General features: G+C 71.0%; 19 protein-coding genes and 1 tRNA gene. 7 read left to right on the top strand and 13 right to left on the bottom strand.

From position 1 onward, the window contains the following. Positions 1-11: 11 nt before the first annotated feature. Both ACGFIO_RS43445 and ACGFIO_RS43440 read right to left on the bottom strand, forming a co-directional pair. Positions 12-713: an SDR family NAD(P)-dependent oxidoreductase gene (locus ACGFIO_RS43445; RefSeq protein WP_392836943.1), complete on the bottom strand. Its 702-nt coding sequence runs from the start codon at positions 711-713 to the stop codon at positions 12-14. Positions 714-745: 32 nt separating this feature from the next. Next, positions 746-1,399, bottom strand: coding sequence for a helix-turn-helix domain-containing protein (locus tag ACGFIO_RS43440; RefSeq protein ID WP_392836940.1), 654 nt, complete (start codon positions 1,397-1,399; stop codon positions 746-748). A 127-nt stretch (positions 1,400-1,526) separates the two neighbouring features. Between ACGFIO_RS43440 and ACGFIO_RS43435 the strand changes: the two genes are divergently transcribed. After that, positions 1,527-2,213, top strand: a complete 687-nt coding sequence (locus ACGFIO_RS43435) for an SDR family NAD(P)-dependent oxidoreductase (protein ID WP_392836938.1) — start codon at positions 1,527-1,529, stop codon at positions 2,211-2,213. A 9-nt stretch (positions 2,214-2,222) separates the two neighbouring features. Here the strand turns inward: ACGFIO_RS43435 and ACGFIO_RS43430 are convergent, their stop codons facing one another. From ACGFIO_RS43430 to ACGFIO_RS43415, 4 genes are all read right to left on the bottom strand, one after another. Then, a complete protein-coding gene (locus ACGFIO_RS43430; protein ID WP_392836975.1) occupies positions 2,223-3,410 on the bottom strand; it encodes an amidohydrolase family protein in 1,188 nt (395 codons plus the stop codon). Between the two features lie 32 nt (positions 3,411-3,442). Beyond that, positions 3,443-4,387, bottom strand: coding sequence for an SMP-30/gluconolactonase/LRE family protein (locus ACGFIO_RS43425; RefSeq protein ID WP_392836935.1), 945 nt, complete (start codon positions 4,385-4,387; stop codon positions 3,443-3,445). Positions 4,388-4,392: 5 nt separating this feature from the next. Beyond that, positions 4,393-5,127 carry an SDR family oxidoreductase gene (locus tag ACGFIO_RS43420; protein ID WP_392836933.1) on the bottom strand — a complete coding sequence of 245 codons (735 nt, stop codon included), beginning with the start codon at positions 5,125-5,127 and terminating at the stop codon, positions 4,393-4,395. A gap of 77 nt (positions 5,128-5,204) precedes the next feature. After that, positions 5,205-5,666, bottom strand: coding sequence for an ATP-binding protein (locus ACGFIO_RS43415; protein ID WP_392836931.1), 462 nt, complete (start codon positions 5,664-5,666; stop codon positions 5,205-5,207). Positions 5,667-5,785: 119 nt separating this feature from the next. Between ACGFIO_RS43415 and ACGFIO_RS43410 the strand changes: the two genes are divergently transcribed. Then, the gene (locus ACGFIO_RS43410) at positions 5,786-6,643 is read left to right on the top strand and encodes a DODA-type extradiol aromatic ring-opening family dioxygenase (RefSeq protein WP_392836928.1); all 858 of its coding nucleotides are present in this window, start codon (positions 5,786-5,788) and stop codon (positions 6,641-6,643) included. Between the two features lie 30 nt (positions 6,644-6,673). Next, positions 6,674-7,324: an NAD(P)-dependent oxidoreductase gene (locus ACGFIO_RS43405; protein WP_392836925.1), complete on the top strand. Its 651-nt coding sequence runs from the start codon at positions 6,674-6,676 to the stop codon at positions 7,322-7,324. Between the two features lie 4 nt (positions 7,325-7,328). On the opposite strand, the gene ACGFIO_RS43400 is transcribed toward ACGFIO_RS43405, so the two are convergent. From ACGFIO_RS43400 to ACGFIO_RS43380, 5 genes are all read right to left on the bottom strand, one after another. Further along, positions 7,329-8,372 carry an NAD(P)-dependent alcohol dehydrogenase gene (locus ACGFIO_RS43400; RefSeq protein ID WP_392836973.1) on the bottom strand — a complete coding sequence of 348 codons (1,044 nt, stop codon included), beginning with the start codon at positions 8,370-8,372 and terminating at the stop codon, positions 7,329-7,331. 131 nt (positions 8,373-8,503) lie between these two features. Further along, positions 8,504-9,997 carry a hypothetical protein gene (locus tag ACGFIO_RS43395; protein ID WP_392836922.1) on the bottom strand — a complete coding sequence of 498 codons (1,494 nt, stop codon included), beginning with the start codon at positions 9,995-9,997 and terminating at the stop codon, positions 8,504-8,506. Further along, positions 9,994-11,595 carry a glycosyltransferase family 2 protein gene (locus ACGFIO_RS43390; protein ID WP_392836920.1) on the bottom strand — a complete coding sequence of 534 codons (1,602 nt, stop codon included), beginning with the start codon at positions 11,593-11,595 and terminating at the stop codon, positions 9,994-9,996. The genes ACGFIO_RS43395 and ACGFIO_RS43390 overlap by 4 nt, the downstream gene beginning before the upstream one ends. A gap of 389 nt (positions 11,596-11,984) precedes the next feature. After that, entirely contained in the window at positions 11,985-13,103 is a 1,119-nt protein-coding gene (locus tag ACGFIO_RS43385) for a GDSL-type esterase/lipase family protein (RefSeq protein WP_392836918.1), read from the bottom strand. A gap of 296 nt (positions 13,104-13,399) precedes the next feature. Further along, complete coding sequence (locus tag ACGFIO_RS43380) at positions 13,400-14,032, bottom strand: CGNR zinc finger domain-containing protein (RefSeq protein WP_392836915.1); 633 nt, start codon at positions 14,030-14,032, stop codon at positions 13,400-13,402. Positions 14,033-14,212: 180 nt separating this feature from the next. Here ACGFIO_RS43380 and ACGFIO_RS43375 point away from each other — a divergent pair, with 180 nt between their 5' ends. Next, entirely contained in the window at positions 14,213-15,043 is an 831-nt protein-coding gene (locus ACGFIO_RS43375; RefSeq protein WP_392836914.1) for a peptidoglycan-binding protein, read from the top strand. Positions 15,044-15,092: 49 nt separating this feature from the next. Here the strand turns inward: ACGFIO_RS43375 and sthA are convergent, their stop codons facing one another. Continuing rightward, positions 15,093-16,496 (bottom strand): Si-specific NAD(P)(+) transhydrogenase, encoded by a 1,404-nt coding sequence (gene sthA / locus ACGFIO_RS43370; RefSeq protein ID WP_392836912.1) that lies wholly within the window; start codon positions 16,494-16,496, stop codon positions 15,093-15,095. Between the two features lie 93 nt (positions 16,497-16,589). Further along, positions 16,590-17,147 carry a sigma-70 family RNA polymerase sigma factor gene (locus ACGFIO_RS43365; RefSeq protein ID WP_392836910.1) on the bottom strand — a complete coding sequence of 186 codons (558 nt, stop codon included), beginning with the start codon at positions 17,145-17,147 and terminating at the stop codon, positions 16,590-16,592. Between the two features lie 136 nt (positions 17,148-17,283). On the opposite strand from ACGFIO_RS43365, the gene ACGFIO_RS43360 reads away from it, so the two are divergent. The 3 genes from ACGFIO_RS43360 to ACGFIO_RS43350 all read left to right on the top strand — a co-directional run bounded on the left by ACGFIO_RS43360 (position 17,284) and on the right by ACGFIO_RS43350 (position 19,804). Beyond that, positions 17,284-18,408, top strand: coding sequence for a hypothetical protein (locus ACGFIO_RS43360; RefSeq protein WP_392836908.1), 1,125 nt, complete (start codon positions 17,284-17,286; stop codon positions 18,406-18,408). A gap of 45 nt (positions 18,409-18,453) precedes the next feature. Beyond that, a complete protein-coding gene (locus ACGFIO_RS43355) occupies positions 18,454-19,416 on the top strand; it encodes a hypothetical protein (protein ID WP_392836906.1) in 963 nt (320 codons plus the stop codon). A gap of 316 nt (positions 19,417-19,732) precedes the next feature. Then, positions 19,733-19,804, top strand: a tRNA-Lys gene (locus ACGFIO_RS43350). Positions 19,805-19,856: the final 52 nt, after the last annotated feature.

Raw genomic sequence — 19,856 nt, 5'->3', positions numbered from 1 at the left:
CCGGGCGGTGCCTACAGGCTCTGACCGCCGGACAGGTCGATGATGCCGCCGGTCGCCCACTGGAAACGGTCGGAGAGGATAGCGGGCACGGCCGCGGTGATGTCGTCGACGTTCGCGATGCGGCCCTGCGCGATGGTGTGCGCGGCCAGGTCCTGGACGTAGTCGGAGCGCATGATGCCGTCGGCGAAATCGGTCAGCACGGCGCCGCCCATGATGGCGTTCACCCGGATGGACCGCGAGGCCAGCTCCACCGCCTGGTAGCGGGTCAGCACCTCGATGGCGCCCTTGACCGCCGCGTACGCCGACATGCCGGGCACCACCCCGCGGGTGACCGCGGTGGTCACGTTGAGCACCCGCCCGCCGTCGTTCATCACCGGCAGCAGGCTCTGGGTCAGGAAGAACGGTGCCCTGAGGTTGGTCGCCACCAGATCGTCGAACTGCTCGGGCGTGGTCTCGTCGAACGGCGCGTAGACGCCGATCCCGGCGTTGTTGATCAGGTAGTCGATCTTCGCGCCATCGAGCCGGGTGCGCAGGGCGGCCAGGAACTCCGGGTACGTCTCGGTCTGCCGCACGTCGAGCGGGAGGAAGTCGGTCCGCCCGTGGTCGCGGCTGGTCCCGATCACCGTGACGCCCGCCTCGGTCAGGTGGCGGGCCATTCCCTCGCCCAGGCCGCGGCCGGCGCCGGTGATCAATGCCATTTTCGATTCGGTCACGACGGCCATGGTCCGGCCGAACCGGGGGAGGTCTACCGAACTGTCCGCTCAGCGGACAGCCGGCGCCGCAGCTCGATCGCCGCCCGGTGCACCAGGGCGGCCGACCGTTCCGCCGGACGGGCCGACAAGGTGGCGATCTGCAGCGCCGCCGGCGGCCGGCCGGGCAGCTCGACCGGTACCGCGTAGCAGGTCATGCCCTCGAACGAGTCCTCGTCGTCGACCGCGGCGCCGAACGGCCGGCGGCGTGGCCCCGGGTCACCGGTCAAAGCGATCCCGGCCGCCGTGTTCGCCGGCATCGCGGAGCCCGGCTGGGCGGTGATCGGCAGCTCGTCGCGGCCCGGGATCATCTCCAGGGCCACGAACGCGTCGCCGCCGGGCACGACCAGCGACACCGCGGCGCCGGTCTGCTCGCGTACCTCCTGGATCACCGCCGCGGCGGTCCGGCGCAAACCGGCGAGCGGTTCGACCCGCCGGGCCAACTCGATCAGGCCGGCCGCCAGCGCCCAGCGACCGTCGCGCCACTCGACCGAACCGGCCTCGGCGAGCTGGCCGAGCAGCCGGTGCACGGTCGGCCGGGGCAGGCCGGTCAGCGTGGTGAGGTGGGCGATCTGCCGCTCCGGGCCGGTGTCGGGCAACGCGCGCAGCAGCCGGAACGCTCCGTCGATGACACTGCGCCCGTCCGCCACCCTTCAACGAACGGCCGGGCCGGGACCGGGTTCAACCGCGGTGGGACCGGGTTAGCCGGGGGCCTGTCGTACCCCTGGCCGCGGAGGGCTCTGGCTGGGCCCCGCGGGCGGACCTAGCGTTCGTCGCATGACCGTCACACTGATCACCGGAGCCAACAAGGGCATCGGCTTCGAGACCGCCCGTCAGCTGCTCGACCTCGGCCACACCGTCTACCTCGGGGCGCGCGACCCGGAACGCGGAGAAAAGGCCGCGGCCGGCATCGGTGCCCGGTTCGTCCAGCTCGATGTGACCGACGACGCATCGGTGCGGGCCGCGCTGGCGTCCATCGACGCGGCCGAGGGCCGGCTCGACGTGCTGGTGAACAACGCCGGGATCCTCGCCGACGGAGCCGTCGACGGTCCGGCCGCCCTCCGCGCCTTCGACGTCAACGCGGTGGGCCTGGTGCGGGTCACCGAGGCGGCCCTGCCGCTGCTGCGCAAGTCGTCCAACCCGACGGTGGTCACGGTGTCGAGCAGCATGGGTTCGTTCTGGGCGGTGACCAACCCCGACCGGCCCGAGTACGGCATGCCGCTGGCGTTGTACGCGGCCTCCAAGGCGGCGGCGACCATGCTCACCGTGCAGTACGCCAAGTCGCAGCCGGGGATCAAATTCAACGCGCTCGAGCCGGGCACCACGGCCACCGACATGACGGCCGCGTTCGGCATCGGGCGGCCGGTGGAGGAAAGCGCCAAGATCGTCGTACGCCTGGCCACCCTCGGTGCCGACGGCCCGACCGGAACCCTCCAGGACGAGCTCGGCGAACTCGCCTTCTGACCGGACGGCCTACTTGACCCGGCGCCCGGCCTTCCACACCTGGCGTACCCGGGCCGGGTCGGCCAGCACGGCGATGTCGTCGAGCGGGTTGTCGTCCAGGATCAGCAGGTCGGCGTCGTAGCCCTCGGCCAGCCGGCCGGACCGCGGCGCCTGCGGACCGAGGGTGGCCGGGCCGTTGGCGGTGGCCGCCTCGATCGCCTCGAGCGGGGTGAGACCAGACTCGACCAGCAGCGGCAGCTCCTCGCCGTGCCGGCCCCAGTCGCCGGCGCCGATGTCGGTGCCCATCGCGATCGTGACCCCGCTGCGGTGGGCCAGGGCGATCGCCTCGGCGTGCCGTTCGGCCACCGCCCGCATCTTCGGCTGGGCGTACGGCGGGAGGCGGTCGAGGTCGGCCATCGCCGAGTGGATCACGAACCGGGTCGGCACCAGGATCGCGCCGGTCTCGCGCATGGCGTCGGCGCACTCCTCGTCCAGGTAGGTGCCGTGCTCGATGGTGCGGACGCCCGCCTCCAGCGCCGCGATCATGCCCGGCTTGCCGTGGCAGTGCGCGGCCACGACCCGCTCGGCCAGCCCGGCCACCTCGACCAGGATGCGCAGCTCGGCGTCGGTGAACTGCTGGTGCATCGGATGGTCCACCTCGGACATCACGCCGCCCGAGGCACACACCTTGATCACCTTGGCGTTGCGTCGGAGCTGCTCGCGGACCACCCGGGCACACTCGGCCGTGCCGTCCGCCACGCGCAGGTCGCCGCTGGTCGCCCCCCACTCGTGGACCCACGACAGGGGATAGCTGTGCAGGTCGACGTGTCCGCCGGTGGGGGAGATGGCGGCGCCGGCGGCGTGGATGGCCGGGCCCGCGATGGTGCCCTCGGCGACCGCCGGGGCCATGTCGGCGCCCAGGCCGGCCAGCTCGCGGATGCTCGTCACGCCGGCGTCGAGGGCGGCCCGCAGACCGGCGACACCCCGGGCCGCGCGCAGCGCGATCGGCTCGCGCGGCAGCATGGCCAGGTCGGGCTGAAGCTGACCGAGCAGGTGCACGTGGCAGTCCCAGAGGCCGGGCATGACCACGGCCGCGGTGGTCACGTCGTCGTCCGGGGCGGCCGGCGGTGCCTCGGCGGCCGGGCCGGCGTACGCGATCGCCGGGCCGTCGAGCAGGACCACCGCGCCGGCGACGGGAGCTCCCCGGCCCGGGATCATCAGGTCGGCTTCGATGCGCTGCACGGGACCTCCTAGGGCTGTTGGGCGCCGAGCGCCTCGACGTACACGCTGTAGAGCGAGCGGCTGGCCGTCATGAACAGACGGTTCTTCTTGACGCCACCGAAGCACAGGTTGGCGCAGGCCTCCGGCAGGTGGATCCGGCCGAGCAGGGTGCCGTCGGGGCTGTAGCAGTGCACCCCGTCGAAGCCCGGGCCGCCGTCGCCGGCCGACGCCCACAGGTTGCCGTCGGTGTCCACCCGGATGCCGTCCGGGCCGCCCGGGCTCATCTCGACGAAGACCCGCCCGTCGACCGGCCGCCCGTCGCGCATCTCGAAGACCCGGATGTGCCCGACGTCGACCACATAGAGCCTCGACTCGTCGGGCGCGAAACAGATCCCGTTCGGCCGTTCCATGCCGGTGATCACCGGTTCACCCACGCCGGTGCCGGGATCGATCCGGTAGACGTACCGCGGGATCTGCTCCTCGGCCTTGTCCCCCTCGTAGTGGAACGCGATGCCCCAGCCGGGGTCGGTGAACCACACCGAGCCGTCCGAGTGCGTGGTCACATCGTTGGGGGCGTTCAACGGCTTTCCGTCGTGCGAATCCATCAGGATCGAGACGACACCGTTGTGTTCCGTACGCGTGACCCGCCTTTTCAAATGCTCGCAGGTCACCAGCCGCCCCTGCCGGTCGCGGGTGTTGCCGTTGCTGTTGCCCGACGGCCGGCGGAACTCGTCGACCCGCCCGGTGGACTCGCTCCAGCGCAGCATCCGGTCGTTGGGGATGTCGGAGAAGAGCAGGAAGCGCCCGTCGCCGAACCACACCGGGCCCTCCAGCCAGCGCCCGCCGGTCCACAGCCGCTCGACCACCTCGTGACCCACCACCAGCGACCGGAACCGCTCGTCGACGATCTCGATCGCCGGGTCGGGGAATCGGACGACGGTACGGTCCGATTCCCACGCACGGCCGTGGTCCATCGCGGTCACCCCCGTCCCACGTACGGCATCGTCGTCGCCATCACGGTCATCGTGAGCACGTTCGCGTCCAGCGGCAGCCCGGCCATGTAGCGCACCGCCCGGCCGGCCTCGGCCACGTCCATCACCGCCTCGGGCCGCACCTCACCGTTGGGCTGGGGTGCCCCCGCGGCGGCGCCGGCGGCCATCGCGGTGGCCGCGTTGCCGATGTCGATCTGCCCGCAGGCGATGTTGTACGCCCGACCGTCCAGGGCCGTCTGTTTGGTCAGCCCGGTGACCGCGTGCTTGGTCGCCGTGTAGGCGATCGACTGCGGCCGGGGCGTGTGCGCGGCGATCGAGCCGTTGTTGATGATGCGGCCGCCCGGCGGCTGCTGGTGCCGCATCACCCGGAAGGCCTCGCGGGTGCAGAGGAAGACGCCGGTCAGGTTCACGGCGACGACGTGCTGCCAGGCGTCGAGCGGGTGCTCGTCGATCGACATCGGTGGCGCGCCCGTGCCGGCGTTGTTGAAGAGCAGGTCGACCCGGCCGTACTGCTCGACCGTGTGGTCGAAGAGGTGGCGCACACTGGCCTCGTCGGTCACGTCGGCCGGCACGGCTTCCACCCCGTCGGCGGCTGCGGCGACGGCATCGAGCGCCTCGCGCCGCCGGCCGGCGATGACCACCCGCCAGCCGTCGCCGGCCAGTTCATGGGCCACCGCCGCCCCGATGCCACTGCCCCCACCGGTGATCACCGCGATCCGCATCGCCACAGCCTAATGGCGGTCATCGCGGCCGGCCCGGTTCTGTCAGCGGGCCGCCGGCCACGCCCGCCCCGTTGTGGTCACGGCCGGGCCTGGACGGTCGGTGCCTCTGTCACGCAGACGCTGATGCTGGCGGTGACGCCGTCCGGGCGGCGGCTGAGGATGAGGGAGCTGGTCAGCTGATGCGCGAGCCACAGCCCACGGCCGCCGGCCTGGTCGGTCGGTGACAACCGCACCGGCAGGTCGTCGGGGCGGCCGTGGTCGACGACCTCGCAGGTCAGGATGTCGTCGGTCTGGCGGAGTTCGAGATGGCCGGCGCCGCCGCCGTGGCGTACCGCGTTGGTCATCAGTTCGTGGGCGGCCAGCACGAAGTCTTCGCTCGCCGCACCGGCCAGCCCGGCCGCGGTGACCGCCGCGGTGAGCCGGTGCCGCAGAGTGGTGATGGTCGATGCGGTGAACGGTTCGCCCAGCAGCAGGACCGACCCGGCCACCGGAGATCCGGGTCGGACCGGATCGACCGAGCGGTTCCGATCATCGTCCATCGTGATCCGAACGGTACGCTCATCTGTCACCCCCGCGACCGTTGCACAAAGGCAAGGTTCGCCGCGCGAAAAGTCGAAACACTTGTCGCTTGAAGTAATTTGCGCCTAGGGTTGACCCCATGACCGACCTTCGCGGCGTCCCGGCCGGCGCCTATGACGCGCTCCTGGCCCGGGTCCTGCCGGAGGCACGCAACCAGCGTCAGTGGGCGCCCGCCGACGGACCGCTGCCGTCGCTCTTCGTCAGTCACGGCGCGCCGCCCACCCTCGACGACCCGCAGTGGCTCGACGACCTGTACGCCTGGGGCCAGTCGATCCCCAAGCCAAGGGGCATCGTCGTCGTCTCGGCGCACTGGGAGACCGCCCCGGCCGCGCTGTCCGCCTCGGCCGCCGGCACCCCGCTCTACTACGACTTCGGCGGCTTCCACCCCCGCTACTACACCCTGCCGTACGCCACGCCGGATGCCACCGAGCTCGCCCACCGCGTCGCCGGCACCTTCCCCCGCACCGGCCCGGTCCACCAGTTCACCGACCGCGGCCTCGACCACGGCGCCTTCATCCCGCTGATGGCGATGTACCCGGCCGCCGACGTGCCGGTCGTGCAGGTGTCCATGCCCAGCCTCGACCCCGGGCCACTCCTCGCCCTGGGCCGGCGGCTCCGCGAGCTGCGGCAAGAGGGGATCCTGGTGATCGGGTCGGGCTTCATGACCCACAGCTTCGCCGCGATGCGCGATCCCCGCCTCGCCGGGCACACGGCGGCGTTCGACGAGTGGGCCGCCGACGCGGTCGCCCGCGGTGACATCGACGCGCTGTCCGACTACCGCACCCGGGCGCCGGGCGCCGACATCGCCCACCCGACCGCCGACCACTACGTCCCGCTGCTGCTGGCGGTCGGTGCCGCCGACGACCCGAGCACCGCGGTGTCGGCCATCGAGCGCATCCAGCTCGGCAACTCGATCCGCTCCCTGCGCATCGACTGACTCATCCATCAACCCACACCAGGAGGCAGCATGGCTCGCATCACAGTCCTCGGCGGTACCGGCTACGGCGGAAGCGCCGTGGTGCGCGAGGCGGCCAAGCGCAGGCACGAGGTGACCGCGGTCAGCCGGACGGCGCCGGCCGAGCCGGTACCGGGCGTCACCTACGTGACCGGCTCGGCCCTCGACCCGGCCGTCCTGACCGAGTCGGTCAGCGGCGCCGACGTCGTGTTCGAGGCGCTGTCGCCGCGGCAGAACGAGGGCGGCGCCCCCGCCATCGAGGGCGTCTTCGCCGAGCTGGTGGCCCTGGCCGAGAAGTCCGGTGTCCGCCTGGGCGTCCTCGGCGGCGCGTCGTCGCTGCTGATGGCCGCGGACGGTCCTCGCCTGTTCGACGTCGAGCCCCCGGCGGACGAGGTCCGGCCCGAGGTCGAGCTGGGCCTGCACAAGCTCGACGTGCTGCGGAACTCGCCCGAGGCACTGGACTGGTTCTTCGTCAGCCCCGCGGCACTGTTCGGCGCCTGGGTGCCCAGCACCGAGACGGGCGAGTACCGGACCAGCGACGACGTCCTGCTGACCGGTCCCGACGGCACGTCCGAGATCTCCGCCGGCGACCTGGCGATCGCGGTGCTGGACGAGATCGAGCGCCCCGAGCACCGCCGGCGCAGGTTCCACGTCGCACACTGACGGTTCAGCGGAGGCTGTCGACGTCGATCACGAAGCGGTAGCGGACGTCGGAGCTCAGCACCCGCTCGTACGCCTCGTTGACCTGGCCGGCGTCGATGACCTCGACCTCCGGGGCGATGCCGCGCTCGGCGCAGAAGTCGAGCATCTCCTGCGTCTCGGCGATGCTGCCGATGCTCGATCCGGCGAACGACCGGCGGTTGCCGAACAACGCGAACACCTGCACCGGCAGGGGCTCGGGCGGCGCGCCGACGCTGACCAGGGTGCCGTCGAGGCGCAGGAGACCGAGGTAGGCCTCCACGTCGATCGGCGCGCTGACCGTGTTGATGATCAGGTCGAAGCGGTTGGCCAGCGCCTCGAAGGTCGCCGCGTCCCGGGTGGCCTGATAGTCGGCGGCGCCGAAGGCGAGACCGTCGTCCTTCTTGCCGAGCGTCTGGGACAGCACTGTCACCTCGGCGCCCATCGCGACGGCGAACTTCACGGCCATGTGCCCGAGCCCACCCATGCCGACCACTGCGACTTTCCGGCCCGGCCCGGCGTTCCAGTGCGACAGCGGCGAGTACGTGGTGATTCCCGCACAGAGCAGCGGCGCCGCCTTCTCATAGGGGATCGATTCGGGTACGCGCAGCACGAAGTCCTCGTCGACCACCACGTGCGTCGAATACCCGCCCTGCGTGACAGTGCCGTCGCGGTCCACGTCGGCGTACGTCCCGATGTTGCCGGTGGTGCAGTATTGCTCCTGACCGGCCTGGCAGTTGGCGCACTCGCGACACGAGTTGACCATGCAGCCGACCCCGGCCCGATCACCGACCGCGTGCTTGCTGACCTGCCCGCCGACCTCGGTGACAACGCCGACGATCTCGTGGCCCACGGTCAGCGGGTAGGGCACCTCACCCCATTCGCCCCGCACGGTGTGAATGTCGGAGTGGCAGATGCCGGCGTAGCGGATCTCGATCAGAACATCGCGCGGCCCCAGATCACGCCGCTCGACCGTGCCGCGCACGAGCGGTTCGGTGGCTGAGGTCGCGGTAATGGCGTTGACGGTAAGAATGATGACCCCCCTTCACAGGTCTCACCAGGGAGTTTCCCCATCCTCGCCGATTGATGCCACGGTTGGTGAAGCCTCTCGGCGTCGTCGCCCCGATCGAGCTGGAGACCCGTCGGCGTTGACGGCCGCGGCGGTCAGTCGCGGCGCAGGTAGAGGTAGAAGCGGTTGGTGTCGTAGCGGTGCTTCGGCCAGGTGCCGGCCAGTTCGTACCGCGGGTTGTCGCGCACCAGCCGCATCATCAGCGCCGTCCTGGCGTCCAGGTCGGCGCTGCCGGTCTCGCCCGACGTCAGGATGATCCCGGCGTACTTCCCGGCCGCGACCTCGGCCCGCATCTGGTCCGGGCCGGCACCGTAGAGCGCCCACGGCTCGGTCCACCGCAGCTGGGGATGGTCCTTGGCGTAGTACGCCATCGAGTCGGCGCCGACGCCGATGTAGAGGCCGGGGCGGTTCTCCCGCTCGACGCGGGCGATGACCGGGGTGCTGTCCGGCCACTCGTGGAACATGAAGTCGGCCCGGTACATCGCGGTCACGGCCAGCAGATAGAGCGCGGCGGCGAGAACGACCGGCCGCAGCAGGGGCGCGCGCAACCGGAGGATCAGAGCGGCCACCGGTGCGAAGAACAGAGCCACAAAGACCAGGTGCTTGTTGTACGAGGTGTACTCGTGCAACCGCGCCTGACTGAGCGGGATGGCCACCCCGGCGCCGAGCAGGGCCACCCCGATCAGCAGGTCGCGGCGTCGGGACAGGACCAGGCCGACGACCGCCAGCGCGGCCAGCAGACCCATGCCGAGCAGGAACTCCCGACCCAGGAACGACAGGTCCCGGTAGTTGTGGGCGGCCCGGTTGGTGGTCGTGAACCGGATGCCGGTGGTGATCCAGCCGGCGTTGGGCAGGTAGACCGCGAGCATCGCGCCGGCCGCGGTGACGGCCAGCAGCGACGCCCGGGCCAGGCCGCGGCGCAGCGTCGGACCACTGAGGACGGCCAGGACGACGGCGACCGCGACGAACGGCGCACCGGTGTACTTGACGATCGCGCCCACCCCGGCGACGAGCCCGGCCAGCGCGGCCGAACCGGCACCGGTCCGGGTGACCGCGAGCGCGGCGGCGCCGATGACCGCGGCGGCGCAGGCGGCGTCGAAGGTGGCCAGATGCCCGGCGAACAGCGTCGGCCCGCTGAGCGCGGCGAACGCCATACCGGCCAGGCGGGCGCCCCACGACCGGCCGGCAGGGGCCAGCCGCGCGGCGATCGCGCCGGCCGCGTACACCGCGATCATCATCAGGATGAGGCTGGTGAACCTGACCGCGGCCAGCCCGCCCAGACCGTCCACCACGGCCGCGAAGATGGGGTAGGCCAGGGGAAAGCCGGAGAAATAGCCGCCGTAGTCGGGTGCCGCCGGCCCGCCGGCCCACTGTGCGAGGTAGGCGTGCCCGGCGTCGATGTAGAGCGCCTCGTCCGCGTTGGCGATGTTGTGCAGCCGCAGTGTCAGCCCGGCCTGCACGCCGAGGATCAGCACCATCGGCAGGTAGTGCAGCCAGCGCCGGGTGCCGGAATGCCGGCGTGGCGACAGGAACGACTCGGCCATCGCCCGCGGCAGTGACGGCCGCGGGATGAGAACGACAGTGCTCATGCGACAGCCCCGCGAGCGGCCGGCGTCTGCCGTATCGCGAGCCAGACGACCGGCAGGAACACGTACGCGTTGAGGGCGGTCAGCGGGATCAGCGCCCAGAACTCGCCGAACCCGTACCGGCTCACCGCCAGCGCCAGCCCGGCCCCGATCAGCCCCTGCGTGACCATCAGGTACGCGCCCATCACGAGGCGGATCCGGGCCATCCCGCCGCCCCGCCCGCCGGCCGCGTTGGTGGGCCGCCACTCCAGGCTGCGCCCGCGGATCAGGTCGAGCAGACAGAACAGGTGGGCGAAACCGTAGACGGCCTGCACCCGCAGCACCTCGACACGCCACCGCCCGGCCGCCAGCATCGGATAGACCACCAGCCAGAGCAGCACGGCGGCGACCAGCGGCAGCATGTTCCAGTTCGACACCTGTGCGGGAAAGAACCAGAGCATGACCAGCGACGCCATCGGCGCCAGCAGCGCGTTCACGGCGGTGATCAGGTAGTACGCGAACCCCGACCAGAAGCTGGCGCGCTGCGGCCGGGTCATCGACGGGTCGAGGTGGAAGCCGGTGTCCGCCAGCAGCGACAACGATCCCTCGCACCAGCGGTACTGCTGGGTGAGGAAGGCGTCGAGCCGGTCCGGGCATCGGCCGCGGCTGACGCACGTGGCCACGTACCTCAGCCCGAATCCCGCCTTGCCCATCTCGATGCCGGTGTAAATGTCCTCGCTGTGCCCGATCTGCGGAAATCCGCCGATCGCGCGTAGCGCGGAGCGGCGGTAGACGGCCGACGTGCCCACGCAGATCGCCGCGCCGACCGCGTCCCGGCTGGGCTGGATGAAACGGTAGAACATCTCCTGCGTGGCGCCGGCGCACCGCTCCAGCCAGCTCATGGTGCGGTCGGTGAAGAACAGTTGCGGGCTCTGCACGATGCCGATCCGCGGGTCGTCGAGGTACGGCACCAGTTCGAGCAGGTAGTCGGTACGCGGCGCGAAGTCGGCGTCGAGGATCGTGATCAGGTCGCCGCTGGAACGTTCCAAAGCGCGCTGCAGGTTGCCCGCCTTCTTGTACGCCGATCCCACCCGCGTGAGGTAGCGGAACCCGTACCGCCGCGCGATCCTCTCCACCGCCGGATCGTCCGCGTCGTCCAGCAGGTAGACGGTGAGCCGCCCCGCCCACCGCAGCTTCGACGCGTGGTAGGCGGTGTTGTCGATCAGCGCCGGATCCTCGCCGCAGGTGGGGATGAAGACATCCACCGACGGCACCACGGTCGGTGCCCACCCGTCGACAACCCGGCGGTGGGTACGCAGATCGATCCGGCGAGGATAGGTTGAGGTGCGCAGGGCGAGCACCTGTTCGGCCACGAACGCCGCGAGCGGGAGGAGAAAAGCAGTCGTCCAGTACGCGTTGCGCGCCAGCCCGTACAGGCTTACCGCCACCCCGACCAGGGCGACGGCCTGCGCCCAGAAGAACCACCGGTGCTGCCGCCGCCCCAGGTAGAGGTCCCGTTCCCGCTCCGACGGAGGCGTGAGCCAGGCGAGTTGCGAGTGCCACGAGCTCCCGCGTACCACGGTAGCCACCACGGACGCGTAAGCCGAGTCGTAGACTGCCATAGATCCCCAGTTCAAGAGCGGATCAAGTAAGAGGCAAAGCGCCTACGAGTCTTTTCCGCCACTCCCGTCCCACGCATCCTGCGCCCGGCCGATCTTGGCCCCGACCCGTCGATCATGACCGGACCGAACGGACGAGGGTCAGTTCACCACCCCGAAACACCAGCAATGGACGCGAACGCGCCGGCGCAGGCCTTCGCGCCCGGGTCGCCCCGATTCTCGACCCCCCCGCCATCGACGCCGCCACCCGGGAAGCACTCCACGACACGCGTTATCGGCGGCCATCGTTCTGCTGGGCCAGCACCTGGATCCCGGCCCAGCAGAGGAACCCCACACCGGCCAGTCGATGATCAGCCGCCGGTCGGCGGCGTCGAGCGCGCGCCGGCACCCTCTCAGGTCGCGGACCAGCGGGTGACGGTACGCGTACGAACGACCCACTGGCCGTTGACCTTGACCCGGTAGCGTTCGGTGACCGTGCGCCGAGTCTGCCACTGCCGGCTGGTGACCGTGCGACCGTCGCGTTCGACCGTCACCGGACGCAGATACCACCAGCGGCCCTCGGTGCCGGACGGGCTGAACAGCCGGATGTACTTCGCTGTCGCCTGGAACGGGTTGCCGGTCGCCGGCCAGGCCTGGCCGCTGGTGTTGAGCAGCGGCTCCAGGGCGCGGTACCAGGTCCAGGCCATCTTGGAGTAGCCGAACTCGTTCGGGTGCAGCCGGTCGAGCAGATCGGTGCCATCGACGCCGGTCTGGTCGACCAGGCGTACGCGCGGGCCCTTGGTCGCGACGATGCCGGGAATCTCCGCGTTGTAGGCGTCGATCTGCTTGGAGTACATCCGGCGGGCGGTTTCGTCGTTGGAGCCGACGATCTTCGCCACCAGGATCTGGACGTCCGGCGAGGCGTCGAGCATCTGGTCGATGAGCAGGCTCAGCCGCCCCGGCGCGCCGACCGCCTCATCAGCACTGCGCATGTCATTGGTGCCGATGTGCAACAGCACGACGTCCGGCCGGTACGTCGAGATCCACCCGTCGACGTTCTCGGCGATCTTGCGGATCCGCCAGCCAGAATGGCCCTCGTTGTCGGTGTCGTACCCCGGCTGCGTCCCAGACCGCTGCGACCCGACGAAGTCCACGTCGACGCCGGCGGCGCGCAGCCGCTGCTCGAGTTCCACCCGATAGGAACCGAACCGCACCGAGCCGATGCCGTACGTGATCGAATCACCGAGCGGCATGATCCGCACAGGCGCCGGCTCCTCGCTGCCGGCCGCGACCGTCGCAGCCATCGCGGGCGTCCCGCCGTGCGCCGGTGCCGGCTCCTCGCTGCCGGCCGCGACCCGGGCGGCCATCGCGGGCGTCCCGCCGTGCGCTGGTGCCGTCGCCTTGCTGCCGGCCGCGATCGGGGCGGCCATCGCGGGCGTCTCGCCGGGCAGCACGCCGGCCGAGCATGCGCCGGCACCGGCGACCACGGACAGAGCGGCCACAACAGCCAGGGCGAGACGCAGCTTCTTCATGCCCTTCGAGTTCGAACGCTGTCCGGAGCAGATTGAGCTCTACGCGGTTGCGATTCGGTTCGCCCTTCGTCTCGAGGGCCTGATGCCCAGCTGCGCTGGCCGTGGTGTCCCGCCCAGGTTCGCCAGGCGGCCAGCCTGCCCACTCCCCGGCCCCGCGCCCAGCCAGACCTACACCCCGATGGTCCGTAGCTAGGTGTTGACCCCGCCCGTTACGAGCCCGAGCCCCACCGGATCGTCGGCGTCTCGAGGCCGTCCTGATTGGACAGCGGCTGGCGCGGGGGGACGGAAGCGAGCGGCTATCGCAGGTCGGGGCGGTCGACGGTGGGGCGTTGCTGGTCGCCGGTGGTGCCGAGGAGGCGGCGGCGTTCGCGGAAGGCACGGAGGTTGGCCGTGTTGCCGCAGGTGCTCACGTCGTGCCAGACGCCGCTGTTGTTGCGGGACGCGTCGAAGAAGGCCGCCCGGCAGTCGACGTTGTGGCACAGCTTCAGGCGGGGCCACAGGCCGGCCTGCTGGGCCAGCAACGCCTCGGCCCACAGAGCGGAGGCCAGCCAGCGGGTGCCGCGGCCGGCGGGCACGATCCGGACCCAGCCGTCGGCGTCGGGGACCAGGCTGACCGGGACGTCGGCCGGCGGCAGGGTGCCCTCGGGCTGGTTGCGGCCGCCGGCCAGGATGATGTTTTCGAAGGTCGTGCGCAGGCGCCGCAGCGATCGCAAGTCGGTGGACGACAGCAGGATCACGGGGGCGGGCAGGCCGGCCACGCGGGACCAGGTGGCCAGGGCGTCGGTCAGCCAGCGCTGGGCGTCGTCGGGGCCGGCCAGCAGGTCAGCACCGTACGTCATCGTCGCTCGGGTGTTGAGCAACTCCTGGACGAGCGCTAAGCCGGCGGGTGCTTCGCGCACACCGTGCCGGGCGCTGGCCTTCCACGACATAGCCGAAGAGTACTTGACTCTTTTTCCCGGGCGTATCCGCCTGACGCCTGACCTCGGATAACGTCAGATACAACGCTCCGCAGTCGGAAGGCGACCTTACGCGTCGTTGCAACCTTGAGGCCCTTTCGACCGTCTATCGGTAGCCGGACGATGGCAAGCTTGTCGATGGGGAGGTTGCCGATGATCAGGAAAACCGGGAGCTTGGTGGCCGCATTGGCGATGGCGGTCACGCTGGTCGCCGGGTGCGGGTCGAAGTCGGACGAGGACGCCGCGGCGCCGCCGTCCGTGCCTTCGACCGCGTCGAGCGCGCCCGCCACGGAGCCGGCGCCGGGCGACTCGGCCGAACCATCGACGCCGCCGTCCGACGAACCAAGCGCACCACCGACCACAAAGCCCACGAAGCCCGCGAAGGACGACAAACTTCGCAACGGCGCCAAGGGTGACGAGGTCAAGGCGTTGCAGCAGCGGCTGACCGAGCTGGGCTACTGGAATGGCACGGCCGACGGCAAGTTCGGCGGCACCACGACGCAGGCGGTGTACGCGCTGCAGAAGGCGGCCGGCCTGGGTCGCGACGGCGTGGTCGGCACCAAGACCAAGAAGGCTCTCGACGCCGGCGTCCGGCCCAAGGCGAAGAGCTCCGGCGGCTACGTCGTCGAGATCGACAAGAAGAAGCAGCTGCTCATGCTGGTCAAGGACGGCGAGGTGCAGCAGACCTTCAACACTTCGACCGGCTCGGGCGAACGGTACGACACCAAGGACGGCGGTACGGCGATCGCCAGCACGCCGAAGGGGAAGTTCACTGTCTCCCGGCAGATCGACGGCTGGCGCGACGCCCCGCTCGGCATGCTGTGGCGGCCGAAGTACTTCAACGGGGGCATTGCCGTGCACGGCGCGAACAGTGTCCCGCCCTTCGCCGCCTCGCACGGCTGCGCCCGCCTGTCGATCTCCGCGATGAACTACCTGTGGAAGAACGGCAAGTTGCCGATCAAGACCAAGGTCTGGGTGTACTGAGCCCGGGCCGCTTCCCGCTCAGGGCGAATGTGCGCACTGGGCTCCAACGTCACCCGTCGATCCGGGTGATGTTGCGGATCTTGTTGGAGGCGTCCAGGGCCGCGACCTTGTACGCCTCCGACAGGGTCGGATAGTTGAAGACCGCGTCGACCAGGTAATCGACAGTGCCGCCGCAGCCGATCACGGTCTGCCCGATGTGGATGATCTCGGTGGCCCCGGTGCCGAAGACGTGTACGCCCAGCAGCTTGCCGTCGTCCGGTGAGACGAGCAGTTTGAGCATGCCGTAGGAGTCGCCGACGATCTGGCCGCGGGCCAGTTCGCGATAGCGCGCGATGCCGACCTCGAACGGCGTGGACGAGTCGGTCAGCTCGGCCTCGGTCTTACCGACGAAGCTGATCTCGGGGATCGTGTAGATGCCGATCGGCTGGAGCTCGCTCATGGTGCGCACCGGCTCGTCGCAGGCGTGGTGCGCGGCCAGCCGGCCCTGCTCCATCGACGTCGAGGCCAGCGCCGGGAATCCGATCACGTCGCCGACGGCGTAGATGTTCTCGACCGCGGTGCGGAAGTTGCCGTCGACCTTGATCCGGCCGCGCTTGTCGGCCTCCAGCCCGGCCGCCTCCAACGCCAGCTGGTCGGTCTGGCCCTGCCGCCCGGCCGAGTACATGACCGTGTCGGCGACGATCTTCTTACCGCTCTTGAGTACGCACAGAGCAGCCGTCTGGTGCCGTTCGACCGCGGCGACCTCCTCGCCGAACCGGAACGTCACCGACAGGTCCCGCAGGTGGTACTTGAGCGACTCGATGATCTCCTCGTCGCAGAAGTCGAGCATCTGCGGCCGCCGCTCGACCACCGTGACCTTGGTGCCCAGCGCGGCGAACATGGACGCGTACTCCATGCCGATCACGCCCGCCCCGACCACGACCATGGACCGGGGCACCGCCTCCAGGTTGATCACGCCGTCCGAGTCCACGATCGTCCGGTCGTCGAAGTCGACGCTGTCGGGCCGGGCGGGCCGCGTACCCGCCGCAATGATGATCTTGTCGGCAGTGACCCTGACCTCGCGTCCGTCGCCGCCGTCGACCCACAGCGCGTGCGGATCCGCGAAGCGGCCGGTGCCGGTGATCATGGCGACGTGGTTGCGGGACAGCTGGTTGCGGATCACGTCGGTCTGCCGGCTGATCACGTGCGAGGTGCGTGCGCTCAGGTCGGCGACGGTGATCTCTTCCTTGACCCGGTAGCTGCTGCCGTAGAGGTCGCGCTGGCTCAGGCCGGTGAGGTAGAGCACCGCCTCGCGCAACGTCTTGGAGGGGACGGTGCCGGTGTTGATGCACACCCCACCGATCATGTCGCGGCGGTCGACGATGGCGACCCGCCGTCCGAGCTTGGTGGCAGCGATGGCGGCCTTCTGCCCACTGGGCCCGGAGCCCAGCACCAACAGGTCGTAGTCATACACGCTGCTTAGCGTCGCAAGTTGTCGCCCGCCGCGCCAGACCTGGAATCTTAACCTCTGTCCACAGGTAGTTGATCACCCTGTGGATAACGTCCTCTAGCCTGGCTGCGAGTACGCGGTACGTCCGTCACGCATGGCCTCGACCAGATCCTCGCGGGCCCGGGCCACGCGGGAGCGGATCGTGCCGACCGGGCAGCCGCACACCTCGGCCGCCTCGGCGTAGGACAGGCCCGAGACCTGGGTGATCACGAACGCCTCACGACGCTCCGGTGTCAGGCCGGCCAGCAGGTCGCGCAGGGCGTGCTGCTCGTCGAAGCGGGCATGCGCCGACTCGGCCGACTCGGCGCTCGACTGCCAGTCGGTCAGGGCGGCGATCCGCGGGCGGCGGGTGGCCCGGCGTACGTCGTCGGCGGCGACCCGGCGGGCGATCGCGAAGAGCCAGGTGCGTACCGACGACCGGCCGGCGAACTCGGGCAGCGCCCGCACCGCGCGCAGGAACGTCTCCTGGGCCAGATCCTCGACGTCGGCCGCGCCGGTCAGCGGCGTCAGGAAGCGCAGCACGTCGCGCTGGGTGGCGCGGATCAGGTCGGTGAGCGCGTCCCGATCACCGCGCGCGGCGGCGAAGGCCAGCGCGGTCAGGTCCTGGTCGGGCATCGCCCCGGTCCCTTCGTCGGTTGCTCCGCCGGTGGTACGCACGTCGTGCCCGAAAGGTTCACCGATCGCGGCCCCGCTTCGCAAGAGGCAAAAAGGATAAATCCGGGTACGGCCATCCTCCGCGTACGCTGACCGGATGGCGGATCTCCGGGCTGCGATCGGACGTTATGCGGGGCGGTTCCACGCGGCGATCGGGGACCAGCATCACGTCGGATCGCCGCTCGGAGCATGGCTGCTGCTGGCCCTCGCGGCCTCCAGCACGGCCGGCAGCGCACTCGACGACGCGCTCGGGATGCCGGCCGCGTCCGCCGCCGAACAGGCCGAAGCCCTGCTCAAGGAGCCGCATCCGCTGGTCGCGGCGGCCACCGCGGTCTGGCACTCGCACTGGGTCGACCCGCAGCGCCTGGCCTCGTGGACGCTGCCCGCCGCCACCGAGGCCGGACCATTACCGGAACAGGACGGGCTCGATCGGTGGGCCGCGGAGCACACGTACGGAATGATCGATCGTTTTCCCTTGACCGTCTCACCCGACGTGGCGCTGGTCCTCGGCAGCGCCCTGGCCACGAAGATCACCTGGTCGGCGCCGTTCGACCTCGGTCCCGGCAGCGCGCTCGGCCCCGACAGCCCGTGGGCCGGCCCGATCGGCGAGATCCTGCGCAGCCCGTCCGCCCACCGCGCCTTCATCGCCCGATCGCAGCAGGCCGGCCCGGTCATCGTGCACGTCGCCGCAGCCGACGGCGGCCTCGAGGTGTGGTCGGTCGCCGCCGCCCCCGACGTGCCCCACGAGCGGGTGATCGCGGCCGCGCACGAAGACCTCAACCCCGTTTCGCTGTACGACCTGCCGCTCGCCGACACCGACCTGTGGAGCATCCGCGAGGAGCAGACCTCAGACCCTGGCACCGAGTTCCACCAGGCGTTCCTGCCCGCGTGGTCGGCCACCAGCCGGCACGACCTGACCGGGCCGGCGCTGGGCTTCGACGCGGCCGCCGACGTCCTCGCGCCACTGCTGCGGGTGCCGCCCGGCGGATTCAAGGCGGCCCAGTCGGCCACCGCGCGCTACGACCGGTACGGGTTCGAGGCGGCCGCCGTGAGCGGCTTCGCGATGCTCACCGGGGCGGCGTGGCGGCCGGCCGGAACGGCGCGCTTCGCCGACCTGCGCTTCGGGCACCCGTACGCGGTGATCGCCGTGGCCTCCCCGCGCCAACCCGGACCTTGGCACCACCTGCCCGTCTTCTCGGCCTGGATCTCTTCACCGATCTAACCGTTGCGGTCTGAACTTTCCCCCCACCCGCGCGTTGGATCGCGTATGCAGGTCGACGGGCTGTACATCAACGCGGCCAAGGTGCTGCTGCCGCCCGGCCGCGAGCCGGCCGGCCGGGCCGTCGGGCGCGGGCTGATCACCGCCGAGCACGCCGCGTCGTTCCAGGTCGACGAGCTGCCGGTGGCCAGCCCGGCGGAAAGCACCGAACTGCTCGCCCTGGCCGTGGCCGGCAGCGCGCTCGGCGACGCCGCCGTCCGCCCCGAGAACGTCGGCCTGCTCGTCCACGCCTGTGTCGGCGACACCTCGTACGAATGGAAACTCGCCCCCCGCCTGGCCCGCCTCCTCGGCGCCGACCAGGCCCAGGCCATGGGTCTGCGGCAGAACTGTAACGGGTCGGCCGCCGCCCTCCAGCTGGCCGCCGCGCATCTCCTGACCGAGCCCCGCACGTCGAACTGCCTGGTCGTGACCTCCGACGCGCTGGGTCCGGACTGGCCCCGGCGCTGGTACCTCGGCTACGGCGACGGCGCGACGGCCCTGCTGCTCTCCCGCCGCCCCGGCCATCTGGCCCTCCGCTCGGTGGCGTCGAGCGGACGCCCCGGCAACGAGGCCCATTACCCCGCCTGGAACCCGTTCCGCCCCGGCGTCCCCGCCGGCCCTACCGACGAGTCGTCACCCCAGGCCGGCTTCCTGCTCCGGGCCGCCGTCCGCGACGCCGCCCAGGCCGCCGCGGCCGACGCCGGCATCGACCCGGCCGACCCGCGCTTGCGCAGGGTCCTGGTCAGCCGGGTACGCCCGGCGATCGTCAAGGTCGTGATGGCCGGCGTCCGCCAGGCCGGCGTCGTGGCCCCCGAGGTCGACCTGGCCGACCGCTCCGGTCACCTCTTCGCCGGCGACCTGACCGCCAACCTGGCCGACCTGCTCGGCGCCGGCGAGACCGGCGACCTCACAATGATCGTCAACTTCACCGGCGACATCAGCGCCACCTGCGTAATCGTGGAGACGACCTGATCTCGGTCGGTGCTCGGCCGTGTTTTCGCAGCCCCGGCTGGACCGCGAACACGCCTTAGCGGTGCCAGGTGCGGGCCGAGACCGACGTCGCGTTGCCGGCCCGGTCGATGACCTGGACCCCGCCCGTCGCGGCCCGTTCACGGTCTCCCACTGGAACACCCACGGCGCGGCGGTGACCGTTGCGACGGGCGTACTGGACCGGTAGTCGTACAGCGTCCTTCCCGACGCCGCTCCATGCTGTCTGAGCTGGGAAAACGCTCGAGGAGCGGAACGGCCGCGCACTCTTGCTCCGGTCACCGGTACCCTGTAGAACCGCGGGCCGCTAGCTCAATGGCAGAGCTGAGGACTTTTAATCCTTAGGTTCAGGGTTCGAGTCCCTGGCGGCCCACCCTTTTTGCCTGCGGTTTCACCCCGCCCGACTGTCCACGTTGGTGTTTGGA

It is taken from the genome of Actinoplanes sp. NPDC049265 (assembly GCF_043197135.1).
Lineage (GTDB): Bacteria > Actinomycetota > Actinomycetes > Mycobacteriales > Micromonosporaceae > Actinoplanes.
The sequence above is the reverse complement of the archived record's forward strand: the minus strand, read 5'-3'. Positions and strand labels throughout refer to the sequence as shown.

Coding starts and splice junctions, on each gene's coding strand:
- ACGFIO_RS43435 (WP_392836938.1), top strand. CDS start 1,527: ATGACCGTCACACTGATCACCGGAGCCAACAAGGGCATCGGCTTCGAG.
- ACGFIO_RS43430 (WP_392836975.1), bottom strand. CDS start 3,410: ATGATCCCGGGCCGGGGAGCTCCCGTCGCCGGCGCGGTGGTCCTGCTC.
- ACGFIO_RS43425 (WP_392836935.1), bottom strand. CDS start 4,387: ATGGACCACGGCCGTGCGTGGGAATCGGACCGTACCGTCGTCCGATTC.
- ACGFIO_RS43420 (WP_392836933.1), bottom strand. CDS start 5,127: ATGCGGATCGCGGTGATCACCGGTGGGGGCAGTGGCATCGGGGCGGCG.
- ACGFIO_RS43415 (WP_392836931.1), bottom strand. CDS start 5,666: ATGGACGATGATCGGAACCGCTCGGTCGATCCGGTCCGACCCGGATCT.
- ACGFIO_RS43410 (WP_392836928.1), top strand. CDS start 5,786: ATGACCGACCTTCGCGGCGTCCCGGCCGGCGCCTATGACGCGCTCCTG.
- ACGFIO_RS43405 (WP_392836925.1), top strand. CDS start 6,674: ATGGCTCGCATCACAGTCCTCGGCGGTACCGGCTACGGCGGAAGCGCC.
- ACGFIO_RS43395 (WP_392836922.1), bottom strand. CDS start 9,997: ATGAGCACTGTCGTTCTCATCCCGCGGCCGTCACTGCCGCGGGCGATG.
- ACGFIO_RS43390 (WP_392836920.1), bottom strand. CDS start 11,595: ATGGCAGTCTACGACTCGGCTTACGCGTCCGTGGTGGCTACCGTGGTA.
- ACGFIO_RS43385 (WP_392836918.1), bottom strand. CDS start 13,103: ATGAAGAAGCTGCGTCTCGCCCTGGCTGTTGTGGCCGCTCTGTCCGTG.
- ACGFIO_RS43380 (WP_392836915.1), bottom strand. CDS start 14,032: ATGTCGTGGAAGGCCAGCGCCCGGCACGGTGTGCGCGAAGCACCCGCC.
- ACGFIO_RS43375 (WP_392836914.1), top strand. CDS start 14,213: ATGATCAGGAAAACCGGGAGCTTGGTGGCCGCATTGGCGATGGCGGTC.
- ACGFIO_RS43365 (WP_392836910.1), bottom strand. CDS start 17,147: ATGCCCGACCAGGACCTGACCGCGCTGGCCTTCGCCGCCGCGCGCGGT.
- ACGFIO_RS43360 (WP_392836908.1), top strand. CDS start 17,284: ATGGCGGATCTCCGGGCTGCGATCGGACGTTATGCGGGGCGGTTCCAC.
- ACGFIO_RS43355 (WP_392836906.1), top strand. CDS start 18,454: ATGCAGGTCGACGGGCTGTACATCAACGCGGCCAAGGTGCTGCTGCCG.